The sequence below is a fragment of the Nocardioides sp. NPDC051685 genome (assembly GCF_044453405.1).
In the GTDB taxonomy this organism is placed as follows: Bacteria; Actinomycetota; Actinomycetes; order Propionibacteriales; family Nocardioidaceae; genus Nocardioides.
Window position 1 is genome coordinate 83294 of the sequence record NZ_JBITCR010000005.1, and the last position, 15843, is coordinate 99136.

Below are 15843 nucleotides of genomic sequence, written 5' to 3' on the forward strand. Positions count from 1 at the left end.
TACCTGCCGTTAGCAACCTGGGTAACGGAGTTCCTGAGACATTTGCGCCGACTCGGCGCTTCTGGGTGGGACAGTCGCGCCGAGTCGGTGAAGGGGGTCAGAGCTTGGAGGCGGCGGCTCGGTCCAGGAACCAGGTCGTCTCGGTGGTGCCGGTGACGCCGGTCGCGGGGATCTCGGTGATCGAGGCGCCCGCGTGGGCCCTGGCGACCGCGTCGGCCTTGCCCTCGCCGCTGACCAGGAACCAGACGGTCGTGGAGCGGCGCAGCGCCTCGAAGGTGAAGGTGATGCGCTCGGGCGGCGGCTTGGGGGAGTCGGTGACGCCGACAGCGATCGCGTCCTTTGCCTCGAGCTGCGGGAAACCGGGGAAGAGCGAGGCGATGTGGCCGTCGGGGCCGACCCCGAGCATCAGGATGTCGAAGCCGCCCGAGCCGTGGCTGCGTACGTCCTGGGAGAACTGCGCCGCAGCCTCCTCGACGCTCAGGCCGGAGTCGGTGGCGGGCATCTCGTGGATGCGATGCTCAGGCACCCCGACCGAGGTCAGGAAGGCGGCGCGGGCCTGGCCGGCGTTGCGGTCGGGGGAGTCGGCGGCGACGTAGCGCTCGTCGCCGAAGAAGAACTCGACCGCACCCCAGTCGACACCCGACTCGGGTGCGAGCCGGGCGATCTCGCGGTGGATCGCCTCGGCGATGGTGCCACCGGTGAGCCCGATGGTGGGTATGTCGCCGGCAGCCTGCAGGTCGGCGAGGCGACTGAGGAACTCCCCGGCGACGGCCGAGGCCAGGGCCCCGGCGGTGTCGTGGACCTCGATGAGTGACTCGGGATGACCGTCGCTGGTCACGTGCGCTTCTCCCTGTAGTAGGCGATGAGGGACTGGGTGGAGGTGTCCTGCTGGCCGGCGACGGCCTCGTCGCCGGAGACGGCAGGGCTGATCTGCAGGGCGAGCTGCTTGCCGAGCTCGACGCCCCACTGGTCGAAGGAGTCGATGCCCCAGACCACACCCTGGGTGAAGGTGATGTGCTCGTAGAGCGCGATCAGCTGACCCAGCACGCCCGGGGTCAGCGACGGCGCCATGATCGAGGTGGTGGGCCGGTTGCCGGAGAAGACCCGCGCGTTGACGATGCTCTCCGCGGTGCCCTCGGCGCGCACCTGCTCGGCGGTCTTGCCGAAGGCGAGCGCCTGGGTCTGGGCGAAGAAGTTGGCCAGGAACAGCTCGTGGACGTCGATGTCGCCGTCGGCGAGCGGATAGGCGGGGTTGGCGAACGCGATGAAGTCCGCCGGGATCACCCGGGTGCCCTGGTGGATCAGCTGGTAGAACGCGTGCTGCCCGTTGGTGCCGGGCTCGCCCCAGAACACCTCGCCGGTGTCGGTGGTCACCGCGGTGCCGTCCCAGCGGACCGACTTGCCGTTGGACTCCATGGTCAGCTGCTGAAGGTACGCAGGGAACCGGTGCAGCAGCTGGGAGTAGGGCAGCACGGCGTGGGTCTGAGCGTCGAAGAAGTTGACGTACCAGACGTTGAGGAGACCCATGAGTGCCGGCACGTTCCGGTCGAGCGGGGTGGTGCGGAAGTGCTCGTCGATCGCGTGGAAGCCACCGAGGAACTCGGCGAAGCCCTCAGGGCCGACGGCGATCGCCAGGGACGTGCCGATCGCGGAGTCGACCGAGTAACGGCCGCCCACCCAGTCCCAGAAGCCGAAGGCGTTCTCCGGGTCGATCCCGAAGTTCGCGACCTTGTCCAGCGCCGTGGAGACGGCGACGAAGTGCTTCTTCACCGCGTCGGCGGCGTCCACCTCGTCGCCCAGCGCATCGAGGAGCCAGGCGCGCGCCAGGCGGGCGTTGGTCAAGGTCTCCAGCGTGGAGAAGGTCTTCGAGGAGACGATGAACAGCGTCGTCGCCGGGTCGAGCCCCTTGAGCGTCACGCCGGCGTCGGTGGGATCGATGTTGGAGATGAACCGGCACTCGATCTCCGGGTGGCGGAACGGCTCCAGCGCCTCGTAGGCCATCACCGGGCCGAGGTCGGAGCCGCCGATGCCGATGTTGACGACGGTGTGGATCCGCTCGCCGGTGACGCCCTTCCACTCACCGGAGCGGACCCGGTCGGCGAAGGCGTACATCTTCGCCAGGGTCTCGTGGACGGCGGGCACGACGTCGGTGCCGTCGACCTCGAGGGAGGCGTCCGCGGGAAGACGCAGGGCGGTGTGGAGCACCGCCCGGTCCTCGGTGACGTTGATGTGCTCGCCCTCGAGCATCGCGTCCCGCCGTGCCTCCAGGCCGACCTGCTCGGCGAGCGCCAGCAGAGCGGCCAGGAGGTCGTCGGTGAGGAGGTTCTTGGAGAGGTCGACATGGAGGTCGGCCGCTTGATAGGTGAAGCGTGAGGCCCGGCCGGGATCATCGGCGAACCACGAGCGCAGGTCAGGTGTGATACCGGCTCGCAGCTCGGTGAGTGCCTTCCAGGCGTCCGTCGTCGTCGCGTCGACCGGGCCGCCCACTACTTGACCGCCTCGATCTGGCCCTGCACGGTGTCGACGAGCTCGACCCAGGAGACCTTGAACTTGTCCACGCCCTCGGTCTCCAGCACCTCGAAGACATCGTCGAGGTCGACACCGACCGAGCGGAGCGACTCGAAGACCGCGGCCGCCTCGGCGCCCTTGCCGGTGACGACGTCGCCCTTGACCTCGCCGTGGTCGGCGAAGGCCTCCATGGTCTTCTCCGGCATGGTGTTGACCGTGTCGGCGACGACGAGGTCGGTCACGTAGAGCGTGTCGGGGTAGTCCGGGTTCTTGACCCCGGTCGAGGCCCACAGCGGCCGCTGGGCGTTGGCGCCCTCACCGGCCAGCGCGGTCCAGCGCTCGGAGTTGTGGACCTCCTCGAAGGCGGCGTACGCGGCGATGGCGTTGGCCACCGCGGCCTTGCCGAGCAGCGCGGTGGCCTCGGGGGTGCCGATCGCCTCGAGTCGCTTGTCGATCTCGGTGTCGACGCGGGAGACGAAGAACGACGCCACGCTGCGGATCGTGGACAGGTCCTTGCCGGCCGCCTTGGCCTGCTCCAGACCGGTCAGGTAGGCGTCCATCACCGCCCGGTAGCGCTCGACCGAGAAGATCAGGGTCACGTTGACCGAGATGCCCTCGGCGATCGTGGCGGTGATCGCCGGGAGCCCCTCGAGGGTCGCCGGGATCTTGATCAGCGCGTTGGGACGGTCGACCGCGGCCCACAGCGCCTTCGCGGAGGCGATCGTCGCGTCGGTGTCGTTGGCCAGGGTCGGCTCGACCTCGATCGAGACCCGGCCGTCGTCCTTGGTCGCCTCGGCGACCGGAGCGAGGATGTCGCAGGCGTTGCGTACGTCCTCGGTGGTGAGGCCGAAGATGACCTCGTCCACGTCCTTGCCCTCGGCCACCAGCGAGCGGAGCTGCTCGTCGTAGCGCTCGCCCTTGGAGATCGCGGCGGCGAAGATGGTCGGGTTGGTGGTCACCCCGACGACGGACTTCTCCTTGACGAGCTCGGCCAGGTTGCCGGTCTCGATCCGCTCCCGGGAGAGGTCGTCGAGCCAGATGGATACGCCGGCGTCGGCCAGCGCCTTGAGACGGTCAGACATAGTTCATGCTCCCTTGTTGATGGCGGCGAGGCTCTCCTTGGCGGCCGTGACGACCGCCTCCGGAGTGAAGCCGTACTCCTTGAACAGCAGCGCGCCGGACGCCGAGGCGCCGAAGTGCTCGAGCGAGACGATCCGGCCGGCATCGCCGACGTACTCCCGCCAGCCCTGCTTCACGCCGGCCTCGACGCTGACCCGCGCCTTGACGCTCGGCGGGATCACCGAGTCGCGGTAGTCCTGGTCCTGGGCCTCGAACCACTCCAGGCACGGGAGCGAGACCACGCGGGCACCGATGCCCTCCTTCGCCAGCTCCTCACGGGCGGCCACGGCGTACTGCACCTCCGAGCCGGTGCCGAGCAGCACGACGTCGACGGTCCCGGTGGGGGAGTCGAGGAGTACGTAGCCACCCTTCGCCACACCCTCGGTGGTGGCGTAGCCGTCCACCCCGCGCGGGAAGGTCGGCAGCGCCTGACGGGTCAGGATGAGCGCCGAGGGGCGGTCGTGGTGCTTGAGCACCTCGAGCCACGCGGCGGCGGTCTCGTTGGCGTCGGCGGGACGGACCACGTCGAGGCCCGGGATGGCCCGGACCGCGGCGAGGTGCTCGACCGGCTGGTGGGTGGGGCCGTCCTCGCCCAGGCCGACGGAGTCGTGGGTCCAGACGTGGATCACCGGCAGCTTGGACAGCGCCCCGACGCGTACGGCGCCTCGCATGTAGTCGGAGAACTGGAAGAACGTGCCGCCGAAGGCCTTGGTCGGCGAGTGGGCCACGATGCCGTTGAGGATCGCGCCCATGGCGTGCTCGCGGATGCCGAAGTGGAGCACGCGGCCGGCGTAGGGGTCGCCCTTCCACTCGTCGGTGGAGCGGTCCTCGGGGATGAAGCTGGGCGCGCCGGAGATGGTGGTGTTGTTGGAGCCGGCCAGGTCGGCCGAGCCACCCCACAGCTCGGGCAGCACCGGCGCGAGCGCGTTGATCACCTTGCCGGAGGCGGCGCGGGTGGCGATGCCCTTGGCGTCGGCCTCGAAGAACGGCAGCGCGTCGGCGATGTCGTCGGGGAGCTCCCCGGCCTGCAGCCGCTCGAGCAGCTTCGCACCCTCCGGGTTGGCCTCGGCCCAGGCGGCCTCCTCGGCGCGCCAGGCCTCCTCGGCCTTCTCGCCGCGCTCGATGAGCTTGCGGGTGTGGGCGAGCACCTCGGGGTCGACGTCGAAGGACTTGGCCGGGTCGAAGCCCAGGATCTCCTTCGTCGCGGCGACCTCCTCGGCACCGAGCGCCGAACCGTGGGCGGCCTCGGTGTTCTGCGCGTTGGGGGCGGGCCAGGCGATGATCGTACGCAGCACGATCAGCGACGGCTGGTCGGTGACCTCGGCCGCGGCGTTGATCGCGTCGAACAGCGCCGGCACGTCCTCGGTGTAGCCGGTGCCGTCGTGGGTCCAGTCGACCTCCTGGACGTGCCAGCCGTAGGCGCGGTAGCGGGCGGCTACGTCCTCGGTGAACGCGACGTTGGTGTCGCCCTCGATCGAGATCCGGTTGGCGTCGTAGATCATCGTGAGGTTGCCGAGCTTCTGGGTGCCGGCGATCGAGCTCGCCTCGCCGCTGACGCCCTCCTGCAGGTCGCCGTCGCCGGCCAGGACGTAGGTCTTGTGGTCGAACGGGCTCGGCTGGTCGACCGGGGTGTCCGGGTCGAGCAGGCCGCGCAGCCGGCGCTGGGCCATCGCGATGCCGACGGCGTTGGCGACGCCCTGGCCCAGCGGGCCGGTGGTCACCTCCACGCCGCGGGTGTGGCCGCGCTCGGGGTGGCCCGGGGTCAGCGAGCCCCAGGTGCGCAGGCTCTCCAGGTCGCCGAGCTCGAGGCCGAAGCCGCCGAGGTAGAGCTGGATGTAGAGGGTGACGCTCGAGTGGCCGACGGAGAGCACGAACCGGTCACGACCGAGCCAGTCGGTGTCGGCCGGGTTGTGCTTCATCACCTTCTGGAAGAGCAGGTAGGCAGCCGGGGCCAGGCTCATCGCGGTGCCAGGGTGGCCGTTGCCGACCTTCTGCACGGAGTCCATGGCGAGAACGCGGACGGTGTCCACGGCCTTGCTGTCCAGATCGGTCCACTCGAGTACAGGTTTGGTGCTCACGAGGTGCCTTTTCAAATCGGTGGAGTCCACATGGGAGGTTCTTGGGCTGGCCGTGGGGGCTGCCGAATCCGAGCCTACTCACGCCCCGGGTTAGACTGCGAGCCGCATGCTGTGAACTGCTCGTATGAGCCGCATGTGACGCCTCAACCCGATCGAGAAGGATCTTCTCAGTGACGCACGTCGAACAGCCGGTCCCCGACCTCGACCAGCGTAGCGACCGCGCGTCAATGCGCGATGTCGTCTCGGCGTACGTCTCCTTGACGAAGCCCCGCGTGATCGAGCTGCTGCTGCTGACCACCGTTCCGGTGATGTTCTTCGCCGCCCAGGGCGTCCCGGGCGTCGGTCTGGTCGCGGCCACCGTCGTCGGCGGGATCTTCTCGGCCGGTTCTGCCTCGGTCTTCAACTGCGTCTACGACCGTGACATCGACGAGCAGATGAGGCGTACGCGACGCCGTGCCCTGCCGCGCCACGTGGTCACCCCGCGGGCCGCTCTGATCTTCGGGTCGGTACTGGCGGTCCTGTCGGTCGTCGTGCTCGGCCTCTTCGTCAACTGGCTCTCCGCCGGCCTGTCGCTGGCCGCCAACGCGTTCTACGTCTTCGTCTACACGATGCTGCTCAAGCGGCGCACCACCCAGAACATCGTCTGGGGCGGCATCGCGGGCTGCTTCCCGACCCTGATCGGCTGGACCGCGGTCACCGGTTCGGTGAGCTGGGAGCCGCTGATCCTGTTCATGGTCGTCTTCTTCTGGACCCCGCCGCACACCTGGGCCCTGGCGCTGCGCTACCGCGAGGACTATGCGCAGGTCGACGTGCCGATGCTGCCGGTGGTCAAGTCCGCCCGCCACGTCGGCGGCCAGATCGTGGCGTACTCCTGGGTCATGGTCGCCACCTCGCTCCTGATGTGGCCCATCGCCCCCACCGGCTGGCTCTACCCGGTCGCCGCCATCGGCCTCGGCGCCGTCTTCCTCGTCCAGGCCCACCAGCTGCACGCGCGTGCTCGCGGCACCGAGGACCTCACCAAGATCCGCCCGATGCAGCTCTTCCACTCGAGCAACCTCTACCTGAGCCTGCTCTTCGTCGCCCTCGCGGTCGACCCGCTCCTGCGCTGAGACCTCCGCCCGCCGAGCTGAACGACGCGTCGCGCGGCTCGATAGGGTTCCGGCGTGGAGATCCGGTCGATGCAGCCCGAGGACGTCCCGCTGGCGGAGCGGCTGAGCGCGGAGGCGTTCTACGAGCTCGACGTACGGATCCGGCGGCCGCACGAGACCGAGCCGGAGAAGCGGCCCGCCGAGCAGGCGGAGAAATGGAACCGGCGTACGCAGCGGTTCCTGGACACCGACCCGGAGGGGTGCGTCGTCGCGGTCGACGAGCACGGACTCGCCGGCTTCGCGACCTCGATCCGCCGCGACGATGCGGTGTGGGCGCTGGCGACCTTTGCCGTACGTCCCGGGCTGCAGGGGCAGGGAGTCGGCAAGCGCATCCTCTCCCTCGCCGCCCAGCACGGTGCGGGCTGCCCGCGGTGGATGCTGTCCGCGAGCGATGACCCGAAGGCGGTTCGGCGCTACCGGTTGGCAGGCTTCGACCTGCACCCGCAGATGGTCCTGTCGGGCCAGGTCGACCGTTCAGCCCTCCCCACCGTCGGCGGACTGCGGCAGGGTTCGCTCGACGACGTCGGGCTCCTCGACCGCATCGACCGGCTGGCCCGCGGCGCGGGCCACGGTCCCGATCACGAGACACTGGCGTCGATGGGCACCTTGGTCGTCGACACCGCGGGTCGTGGGTATGCCTATGCCGGCACCAGCGGCCGCACTGCTCGCCGCCCTCGACGAGGCGACCGCGGTCCGGCTGCTGTGGGAGTGCCTGGCGCGCACCACGGACGAGCGGGCCGTCGTCGGCCATGTCACCGCCGCCAACCAGTGGGCGACGGACGTCGGGCTCGCCTGTCGCTTGAGCCTCGGAACCGACGGCTACCTGGGGGTTCGCGGGATGGCTCCGCCCACGACGTACATCCACAACGGGGCGCTGCTCTGACGGGAGCCGACCACGTCGGGGCTAGGCGTGGGCGCGGACCGAGCAGACGACGCGGGCGAGGCCGGCGGAGATGAGGGCGGCACCGAGCATGTGGAAGCCGACCAGGAGGACGGGGAGGTCGGTGAGGTACTGCACCCAGCCGATCAGACCCTGGCCCAGCTCGATGACCAGCAGGACGATCGTGACCCGCCGGACGTACGCATGCTTGCGGCCGAGCCACAGCGTGACCAGGGTCGCGGCGACGAGCGCGTAGACGGCGTAGGCGTGGAGGTGGGACACCAGCGCCGGGTCGAGGCCGGTACGCCGCGAGTCGAGGTCTCCGGAGTGGGGACCGGAGCCGGTCACGACCGTGCCGAGCCAGAGCGAGAGCCAGCCGACGGCGAGGGTGACCAGCGCGGCGACGCGGACGGCGCCCGGAGCGGCGAAGCGCTCGGGGGAGCGGAGCTCGTCGAGCAGCCAGACGCACAGGCCGACCATCGCCATCGAGGCGAGCAGGTGGAGCGCGACGACATAGGGGTTGAGCTGGGTCAGGACCGTGATTCCGCCGATCACGCCCTGGAGCGGGATGCCGAGCGCGATCACGACCGCCAGGCGACGTATGACACCGCGTCGGTTCCACACGGCGACGACGACCGCGATCGCGATGGCGGCCAGGACGTAGGTCAGCAGCCGGTTGCCGAACTCGATGACGCCGTTGATCCCGAGCGCCTCGTGGGCGACGTAGGACTCCTCGGTGCACTTGGGCCAGGTGGGGCAGCCGAGGCCGGAGCCGGTCAGCCGGACCACGCCGCCGGTCACCACGATCCCGATGTTGGCGACGAGGTTGGCGATCGCCAGACCGAACGCATGGGCGCGGAGCCAGGCGAGGACCTTGTCCCGGGCCGAGGGGCCTGGGTCGGTGGAGGGTTCGGTGGTCGTCATTCCCACTTGAAGGTCCTAGCGGTGAGGGTGGAGCCGAGGACGGCCCAGATCAGGAGCACGCCGAGGTCTCGCCAGGCGGGGACGCCGTCGAGGAAGGCGATGCGTACCGCCTCTCCCAGCGCGCCAGACGGCAGCCAGTGGGCGACCTCGCCGTAGGCGCCGTAGGCCGTCAGCGGCAGCACCACGGCGCCGCCGGCGAGGAGGAGCAGATAGATGAGGTTGGCCGCGGCCAAGGTGGCCTCAGCGCGGAGTACGCCGGCGACGAAGAGCCCGAGCGAGGCGAAGGCCAGTGTGCCCATCGCGATGGCGAGGAAGAAGGCGAGCACGGTGCCGAAGCCCGCGGCCGGCGTCCAGCCGAGGATCTGGCCGACGCCACCGATGACGAAGAGCTGCACGAGCTGGACGCAGCCGAGCGCGAGCACCTTGCCGGCGAGCAGGCCGGTCCGGGGGAGCGGGGAGGCGCCGAGCCGCTTGATCACGCCGTAGCGCCGCTCGAACCCGGTCGCGATCGCGAGGCTCGTGAAGGAGGTCGACATGATCGCCAGCGCGAGGACGCCGGGGGTGAGGAGGTCGACCAGAGGCCGGTCGGTGCCGAGGTCGAGGTCGATCGCGTTGCCCGCGGTGACGCCGCCGATCAGCACCATCACCGGGATCACCACGGCCAGCAGGAGCTGCTCGCCGTTACGGAGCATCAGCTTGGCCTCCATCAGCGCCTGCGCGACCACCTGCCGGGTGATCGGGGCGCCGCCGGGCTTCGGGGTGAAGGTCCCCGTGGCGACCTCAGACATGCTCGACCCCTTCCGTGAGCCCGCCTGTGAGGTCGAGGAAGACATCTTCCAGGGAGCGCCGGCCCAGGGTCAGCGACTCCGGGAGGACGTCGTTCTCCTCGCACCAGCGGCTCACCTTGGCGAGCGTGGTCGGGTCGGCCTTCCCGGTGACCCGCATCGAGCGCTCGTCGAGCAGGGTGACCTCGGTGTCCTCGCCGAGCGCCTTGCGCAGCGACTCGCGGGCGCCGGGAGGGAACGGCTTGGTCACGACCAGTCGCACGGTGGCGGTCGCGCCACCCCTGGTGAGCTCGAGCGGAGTGCCCGAGGCGATCATCCGGCCGCGGTCGATGATGTGCACCTGGTCGGCCAGCTCCTCGGCCTCCTCCAGGTAGTGGGTGGTCAGCACGACGGTGACGCCGTCGGCGCGCAGCTCGCGCAGCAGCTCCCAGGTCGTACGCCGCCCCTGCGGGTCCATCCCGGCCGTCGGCTCGTCAACGAAGACCAGCTCCGGGCGGCCGACCAGCGCCATCGCCAGCCCGAGCCGCTGCTGCTGCCCGCCGGAGAGTCGCCGGTAAGGGGTGCGACCGCACTCGCCCAGCCCGAGCCGCTCCGCCAGGTAGTCGACGTCGAGCGGATGGGCGTGCAGCCGGGCGATGTGCTTGAGCATCTCCATGGCGCGTACGCCGCTCCAGGCGCCCTGCCCCTGCAGCATCACCCCGATCCGGGGGAGCAGCTGCTTGCGGTCGGCGATCGGGTCGAGCCCGAGCACGCGCACCGTCCCGTGTTGGGGCCGGCGATAGCCCTCGCAGGTCTCCAGGGTGGTCGTCTTGCCGGCGCCGTTGGGCCCGAGGACGGCCGTGATCGAGCCTTCGGCGACGCTCAGCGTGAGTCCGTCGACGGCCGTCTTGTCGCCGTAGGTCATGCGCAGGTCGCGTACCTCGACAGCAGGCCTGGCGACGGAAGATTCCACGGCGGCAGTCTAAGAAGGCGTACGCCACCAACCCAATCGCGTGGGTGCGCTGCCGGGGATTCTTAGCCGTCTATCAGGACGTTGGCCGCCCAACTCCCACCGAAGGACGGCCAACGCGGGGATGAGACGCGATGCCCCCGGGGCCATGACGCGGTGTCACAGACACAATTTCTGCTCAGGAGATCAACAACCAAGGCGGTCAGGAATCGAGAAGCCCCGAGGGCCCTGAGATTTCTAGGGTCGAGACATGTTCACTCTTGAGACCATCACCCTCGACGCAACCGACCCCACGGACGCCCGCGCGTTCTACGAGAAGGCCTTCGGGCTGACCGACCAGATCTCCGTACGCCAGGGCCCGGGCACCGGCACCGGCCGGCCGTTCACGATCTCGCTGGTCGTCGGCCAGCCCTCGACGGTCGACAGCCTCGTCGACTCGGCGCTCGCCGCCGGTGCCACCTCGCTCAAGCCGGTCGAGAAGTCGTTCTGGGGCTACGGCGGCATCGTCCAGGCCCCCGACGGTTCGGTCTGGAAGGTCGCGACGTCTCGGAAGTTGGATCGCGGCCCGGCCACCCGCGAGATCGACGACATCGTGCTGCTCCTCGGCGTCGCCGACGTCAAGGCCAGCAAGCGGTTCTACGCCGAGCGCGGGCTGGGCGTGAAGCGCAGCTTCGGCGGCAAGTACGCCGAGTTCGAGGCCGCTCCGGGCGCCGTCCAGCTCGCGATCTACCCCCGGCACGCCCTGGAGAAGGAGACCGGCGTCGCGCTCGACCCGGCCGCTGCGTACGGGATCGTCCTGGGTGGCGGCGGCGAGGCCTTCACCGACCCGGACGGGTTCACCTGGCAGGCTGGGGACCATGGCACGCACGATCGCGACGAACACGACCGTTGATCTCGAGGGGCTCCTGGAGTTCGTACGTCCCCGCCACCAGATGATCCTGGTGACCGGCCGAGCCGACGGGTCCCCGCAGCTCTCGCCGGTCACCGGCGGCGTCGACGACGACGGCCGGATCGTGATCGCGACCTACCCCGAGCGGGCCAAGACCCGCAACGCCCGCAGACGTCCGCAGGTCAGCGTCATGGTCCTCTCCGAGGAGTGGAACGGCCCCTGGGTCCAGATCGACGGCGACGCGGAGGTGCTCGACGCGACCGCGGGGGAGGACGCCCTGGACGCCTTCGTCACCTACTTCCGCAACATCTCCGGCGAGCACTCCGACTGGGACGAGTACCGCCAGGCCATGGTCGACCAGGGCAAGTCCCTCCTCCGGATCACCCCGAGGCGCTGGGGCCCGGTCGCCACGGGCGGCTTCCCGGCCCGCCTCGCGTAAACCAGTGGCGCCGGGCGTACGCCGCTGACTACCGTTTCGGCACACAGACACACCACAAGGAGATGAGCATGCGCAGGTCGGTCGAGATCCGCTCCGCCGCCGGGAACCCCGGTCTGGCGAGCGAAGCCTGCCTGCCGTCCGACCTCCGCTCGGACCGCATCGGCCAGGAGCCGCCGACGCGCTGAGCCACAGCGCATCCCATCGAAGGGCCGCTCCCGCCGAACAGAACCCCGGCCGGAGCGGCCCTTTCGCATGCCCCGGCACGACTCGAGGAGAGAAAGATGACGAACGAGTTCCCGATCGCCCTGGCCGGCGCAAAGGCCGAGACCCTGATGTGGGCCCGCCCGCACGAGATCGAGCACGCAGCCCAGGACCAGCTGCGCAACATCTCCAAGCTGCCCTGGGTGCACGGCGTACGGGTCATGCCCGACGTGCACCTCGGCAAGGGCGCCACGGTCGGCTCCGTGGTCGCGATGAAGGACGCCGTCTCGCCGAGCGCGGTCGGGGTCGACATCGGCTGCGGGATGATGGCGGTCAAGACCTCCGTCACGACCAGCGACCTGCCCGACGACCTCGGTGCGCTGCGTTCGGCGATCGAGGAGGCGGTGCCCGTCGGCTTCCAGGCCAACGACGGCCAGGCCGGCGTCGTCCGCAAGGACCTGAAGCTGAAGGTCGCCTTCGACAAGCTCTTCGGCGGCTTCGAGGAGCTGCGGGCGCCCAAGCTCGGAGACCGGCACAAGCGGGCGGTCGCGCAGTGCGGCTCGCTCGGCGGCGGCAACCACTTCATCGAGGTGACCTCCGACGACGATGGCACGATCTGGCTGATGCTGCACAGCGGGTCCCGCAATATCGGCAAGGAGATCGCGGAGCGGCACATCTACGCGGCCAAGGGGCTCGAGCACAACCTCGGCCTGCCCGACCGCGACCTCGCCGTCTTCCTGGCCGGCACCGCAGAGATGGACGCCTACCTGCACGACCTCTACTGGGCCCAGGACTACGCCAAGCTGAACCGGCGGATCATGATGGCCACGGTCAAGAGCGTCTTCGCGCGCTTCTTCCCGTCGGTCGTGTGGGGTCGCGAGGTCAACGCCCACCACAACTACGTGGCCCGGGAGACCTACGACGGGGTCGACCTGGTGGTCACCCGCAAGGGCGCGATCTCGGCCAAGTCCGACGAGTACGGGCTGATCCCGGGATCGATGGGCACCGGGTCGTACGTCGTGCGCGGGCTCGGCAACGACGCCTCCTTCTGCTCCGCGTCCCACGGCGCGGGCCGGAAGATGTCCCGTACCAAGGCGAAGAAGACCTTCACCATCGCCGACCTGGCCGCGCAGACCGAAGGCGTCGAGTGCCGCAAGGACGCCGGGGTCGTCGACGAGATCCCGGGAGCGTACAAGTCGTTGGAGAGTGTCATCGAGGCGCAGATCGATCTGGTCTCCGTCGAGACCCGGCTGCGTACGCTGCTCTGTGTGAAGGGCTGAGGTTGTGAAGTTGAGAGTGACCTATAGGCCACTCTCAACTTCACAACTCTCGAGCGGATCAGCGGCGCTGCCAGATCCCGAGGCGGTGGCTCCACGGCAGCCGCGGGTTCAACCGGCGCGGCTCGGAGAGGTGGACCAGATCGAAGTCGGGGCCGAGGACGCGCGTCATGTCCCCGGGGACGTACGTCCATGGCGGGCCCGCCTCCTCGCTCGGCCGGTCGACGGGGAAGATCCCCGACGCGACCCGCCCGCCAGGGCGTACGACAGCCCGGGCGAGGTCGCCGACGCGGCCGCGCCAGGCGGGCGGCAGCGCGCAGAAGAAGGTGTGGTCCCACATCAGGTCGACCGGCCCGCCGGTCGCGGCCAGGACGATGTCGATGTCGAGGGCGTCGCCGACGACGTAGGTGAGGTCCGGGTAGTGCTCCGCCGCGAAGGCGGCCGCCGTGGGCGAGAGGTCGACCACCGTCGTACGCCACCCGGCAGCCGCCAGCCCCGCCGCATCGTGGCCTCGACCGGCGCCGGGCGCGAAGGCGGTGCCGGGCTCGCCGAACAGTGCTGTGTCCTCTTCGATGTAGGCCAGGGGAGCGCCGAGGTCCCAGCCGGTCGTGCCACGGACGTATGCGGTCTCCCAGTCGGTGGGATCGTTGACGGTCATGGGTCACAGTCTCGCTGACCGGCGCTCGAGTGGTTCCGTGTGGCGTCGCCGACCGGTACGCTTTCGAACATGAGATCGACTGGCGGCGCGTCCCGGCGCGACGTACCGCTGCCGTTCGACGTCGCTCCCGACGTGGCGCCGGCGTCCGTGAAGCGATCACCCGCGCCGACGCCGGAGGGCGGAGCGCAGGTCCACCGTCTGGTCGGCGCCCACCTCACCTCCCGCGGCCTGCCGCCCGGCTCCGACCTGGTGATCAACCCCCGCCGGCCCAGGCGCGGGGAGGTGGCGGTCGTGCGCTCCGGCGGCCGCATCCGGGTCGGCATCTTCGACCTCGAACGTGGTCGCGCGGTCCTGCGCTCCGACCGCGGCACCCGCTGGCTGCCGCCCGACACCGTCTACGTCGGCGTCGCCGCCCTCGCCTCCCCGACCCTCGACGGGATGCCGACAGGCTGATCGCGTCAGTCGGCCGGGAGGTGTCGCCTCAGGCCTGCCCACCATCCGGCCATCAGTTCGCGCGCGAACACCCCGCTTTCCCGGCCACGGGCCACCACGTGTCCACAGGCGTCGCTCGTGACGGGGTTATCCACAGGTCGGAAGAACGGCATTGCCTGGGCCTGCATCGACATCGAGGGTTTCGTTCATGGGATATCAAACCGACTTCATCGGATACCTCCAGGTGCTACCGGAACTCAATGGGGAGGAGCGCGCATTGGTCAACCGGATCTCGGGCTCGGTCTACCTCGATCGAGGGCGCACCGGACTGAGCGGTGTCGACGATCAGGAAGCAGCTCGCCTGGCACTCTGCAGCCAGGCGCCGCGTGGCTGGTCGAACTGGACGGCTTGCCCGAACGGCTGCTGCCTCAGCTATGACGGCGGGGACAAGGCCAACCACATGATCCCGTGGTTGAAGTTCCTCATGGCGACCTTCCTGGTGCCGGGCGCGCAGGCGCAGGGGCGAGCCGGGTTCGACGCTTTCACGTGTGATCACGTCCTCAACGGAATGGTGGTGGGATCGCGTCGCGACAATCGCGAGCTCTACTCCATCACAGTCCAGGACAACGAGGTGGATGTGGAGATGCTGTGGCCGGGCGTGAAGGACTGGAGCACCTACCCTCCGCTTGCCTATCAGGAGCAGATCGACAAGTTCCGTGCATGGGTCATCGACCAGCCGAAGGTGGACCTGCCGGACGACTTGCGCATCGGGCGCGGGTGGTGAGGATCTCCGGAGGCGCTGGTCGTGCCCTCATTCCCTCGGCCTCGTGATCAAGGCATCATGGGTGGAGTCGGTCGTGTTCACGCGAGGCAGGGAGGTGCCATGTCATCGGCTGAGGTTGAGCTGTCGAGTGCGGGCATGCGCCGAAAGCGGATGTCGCACGAGGAGTGGCGGGCCCTCCCGGAGGACTTGCACGCGGAGTGGGTCAACGGCTGGGCGGTGTGGCCTGTGAGCCCGCCGACGTTCGGCCACGGCAAGGGTCAGTTCCAGCTGTCGGTGCTCCTCGCCACCGCATTCCCAGGGCTGACCGGCGCGACCGAGTCGTTCACAAGCATGCCCGGCAACCGGATCAGGCTCCCCGACGTCGCCTTGGTCGCGAATGAGCCAGACGGCGACACGATCATCGATCCGCCTGTGCTCGTGGCCGAGGTGCTCTCGCCGAGCACGCAAGGGCAGGACCTGGTCACCAAAGCCCACGAATACGCCGGCGCAGGTGTCGAGCACTACTGGATCCTCGACCCGATGCAGCGACGCCTGGAGGTCTTCGACCTGGTCGACGGCGGCTGGGTCTCGCAGGCCGTACTCGACCACGAGCATCCGGCCGACACCATAAACGTCGGTGAGCACGGATCGGTCGACGTCGACGTACGAACGCTGTTGCCGGGCCGGAGCGACGGCTGACTCGCAAGAGTCGTGAGTGTGGCGTAGGACACGTCGCCACCGTCCGATGGGCAAGTAAGGGTTGCCTTCGTTGAATCGCGTTGGGGAATAACGT

16 protein-coding genes are annotated in these 15843 nt (G+C 69.6%); 8 read left to right on the plus strand and 8 right to left on the minus strand.

What is annotated here, in order from left to right:
• Positions 1-97: 97 nt before the first annotated feature.
• Genes pgl through tkt form a run of 4 tightly spaced genes read right to left on the minus strand, consistent with a single transcriptional unit; the run spans position 98 to position 5705 of the window.
• Complete coding sequence (gene pgl / locus ACIA03_RS15820; protein WP_396984052.1) at positions 98-838, minus strand: 6-phosphogluconolactonase; 741 nt, start codon at positions 836-838, stop codon at positions 98-100.
• Complete coding sequence (gene pgi, locus ACIA03_RS15825) at positions 835-2487, minus strand: glucose-6-phosphate isomerase (protein WP_396984054.1); 1653 nt, start codon at positions 2485-2487, stop codon at positions 835-837. Before pgi ends, pgl begins: the two co-directional genes overlap by 4 nt.
• Positions 2487-3590 (minus strand): transaldolase, encoded by a 1104-nt coding sequence (gene tal / locus ACIA03_RS15830; RefSeq protein WP_396984056.1) that lies wholly within the window; start codon positions 3588-3590, stop codon positions 2487-2489. Before tal ends, pgi begins: the two co-directional genes overlap by 1 nt.
• Positions 3591-3593: 3 nt before the next feature.
• Entirely contained in the window at positions 3594-5705 is a 2112-nt protein-coding gene (gene tkt / locus ACIA03_RS15835) for a transketolase (RefSeq protein WP_396984058.1), read from the minus strand.
• 170 nt (positions 5706-5875) lie between these two features.
• On the opposite strand from tkt, the gene ACIA03_RS15840 reads away from it, so the two are divergent.
• Both ACIA03_RS15840 and ACIA03_RS15845 read left to right on the plus strand, forming a co-directional pair.
• Positions 5876-6814: a heme o synthase gene (locus ACIA03_RS15840; RefSeq protein ID WP_396984060.1), complete on the plus strand. Its 939-nt coding sequence runs from the start codon at positions 5876-5878 to the stop codon at positions 6812-6814.
• 54 nt (positions 6815-6868) lie between these two features.
• Positions 6869-7810 carry a GNAT family N-acetyltransferase gene (locus ACIA03_RS15845; protein ID WP_396984062.1) on the plus strand — a complete coding sequence of 314 codons (942 nt, stop codon included), beginning with the start codon at positions 6869-6871 and terminating at the stop codon, positions 7808-7810.
• Here ACIA03_RS15845 and ACIA03_RS15850 read toward each other — a convergent pair.
• From ACIA03_RS15850 to ACIA03_RS15860, 3 genes are read right to left on the minus strand one after another with little or no spacing between them, the layout of a single operon-like run.
• Complete coding sequence (locus ACIA03_RS15850; RefSeq protein ID WP_396984064.1) at positions 7758-8657, minus strand: heme A synthase; 900 nt, start codon at positions 8655-8657, stop codon at positions 7758-7760. The two genes, ACIA03_RS15845 and ACIA03_RS15850, sit on opposite strands and share 53 nt — an antisense overlap.
• Positions 8654-9445: an ABC transporter permease gene (locus ACIA03_RS15855; RefSeq protein ID WP_396984066.1), complete on the minus strand. Its 792-nt coding sequence runs from the start codon at positions 9443-9445 to the stop codon at positions 8654-8656. Before ACIA03_RS15855 ends, ACIA03_RS15850 begins: the two co-directional genes overlap by 4 nt.
• Positions 9438-10394, minus strand: a complete 957-nt coding sequence (locus ACIA03_RS15860; protein WP_396984068.1) for an ABC transporter ATP-binding protein — start codon at positions 10392-10394, stop codon at positions 9438-9440. The genes ACIA03_RS15855 and ACIA03_RS15860 overlap by 8 nt, the downstream gene beginning before the upstream one ends.
• Before the next feature lie 247 nt (positions 10395-10641).
• On the opposite strand from ACIA03_RS15860, the gene ACIA03_RS15865 reads away from it, so the two are divergent.
• The 3 genes from ACIA03_RS15865 (at position 10642) to ACIA03_RS15875 (ending at position 13200) form a co-directional block, all read left to right on the plus strand.
• Positions 10642-11283, plus strand: a complete 642-nt coding sequence (locus ACIA03_RS15865; RefSeq protein WP_396984073.1) for a glyoxalase — start codon at positions 10642-10644, stop codon at positions 11281-11283.
• The gene (locus ACIA03_RS15870) at positions 11249-11719 is read left to right on the plus strand and encodes a PPOX class F420-dependent oxidoreductase (protein WP_396984075.1); all 471 of its coding nucleotides are present in this window, start codon (positions 11249-11251) and stop codon (positions 11717-11719) included. Before ACIA03_RS15865 ends, ACIA03_RS15870 begins: the two co-directional genes overlap by 35 nt.
• Positions 11720-12000: 281 nt before the next feature.
• Positions 12001-13200 carry an RtcB family protein gene (locus ACIA03_RS15875; RefSeq protein WP_396984077.1) on the plus strand — a complete coding sequence of 400 codons (1200 nt, stop codon included), beginning with the start codon at positions 12001-12003 and terminating at the stop codon, positions 13198-13200.
• A 58-nt stretch (positions 13201-13258) separates the two neighbouring features.
• On the opposite strand, the gene ACIA03_RS15880 is transcribed toward ACIA03_RS15875, so the two are convergent.
• Positions 13259-13855: a methyltransferase domain-containing protein gene (locus tag ACIA03_RS15880; protein ID WP_396984079.1), complete on the minus strand. Its 597-nt coding sequence runs from the start codon at positions 13853-13855 to the stop codon at positions 13259-13261.
• 69 nt (positions 13856-13924) lie between these two features.
• On the opposite strand from ACIA03_RS15880, the gene ACIA03_RS15885 reads away from it, so the two are divergent.
• The 3 genes from ACIA03_RS15885 to ACIA03_RS15895 all read left to right on the plus strand — a co-directional run bounded on the left by ACIA03_RS15885 (position 13925) and on the right by ACIA03_RS15895 (position 15749).
• Positions 13925-14308 (plus strand): hypothetical protein, encoded by a 384-nt coding sequence (locus ACIA03_RS15885; protein ID WP_396984082.1) that lies wholly within the window; start codon positions 13925-13927, stop codon positions 14306-14308.
• Between the two features lie 187 nt (positions 14309-14495).
• Positions 14496-15071, plus strand: coding sequence for a hypothetical protein (locus tag ACIA03_RS15890; RefSeq protein WP_396984084.1), 576 nt, complete (start codon positions 14496-14498; stop codon positions 15069-15071).
• 99 nt (positions 15072-15170) lie between these two features.
• A complete protein-coding gene (locus ACIA03_RS15895) occupies positions 15171-15749 on the plus strand; it encodes a Uma2 family endonuclease (RefSeq protein WP_396984086.1) in 579 nt (192 codons plus the stop codon).
• Positions 15750-15843: the final 94 nt, after the last annotated feature.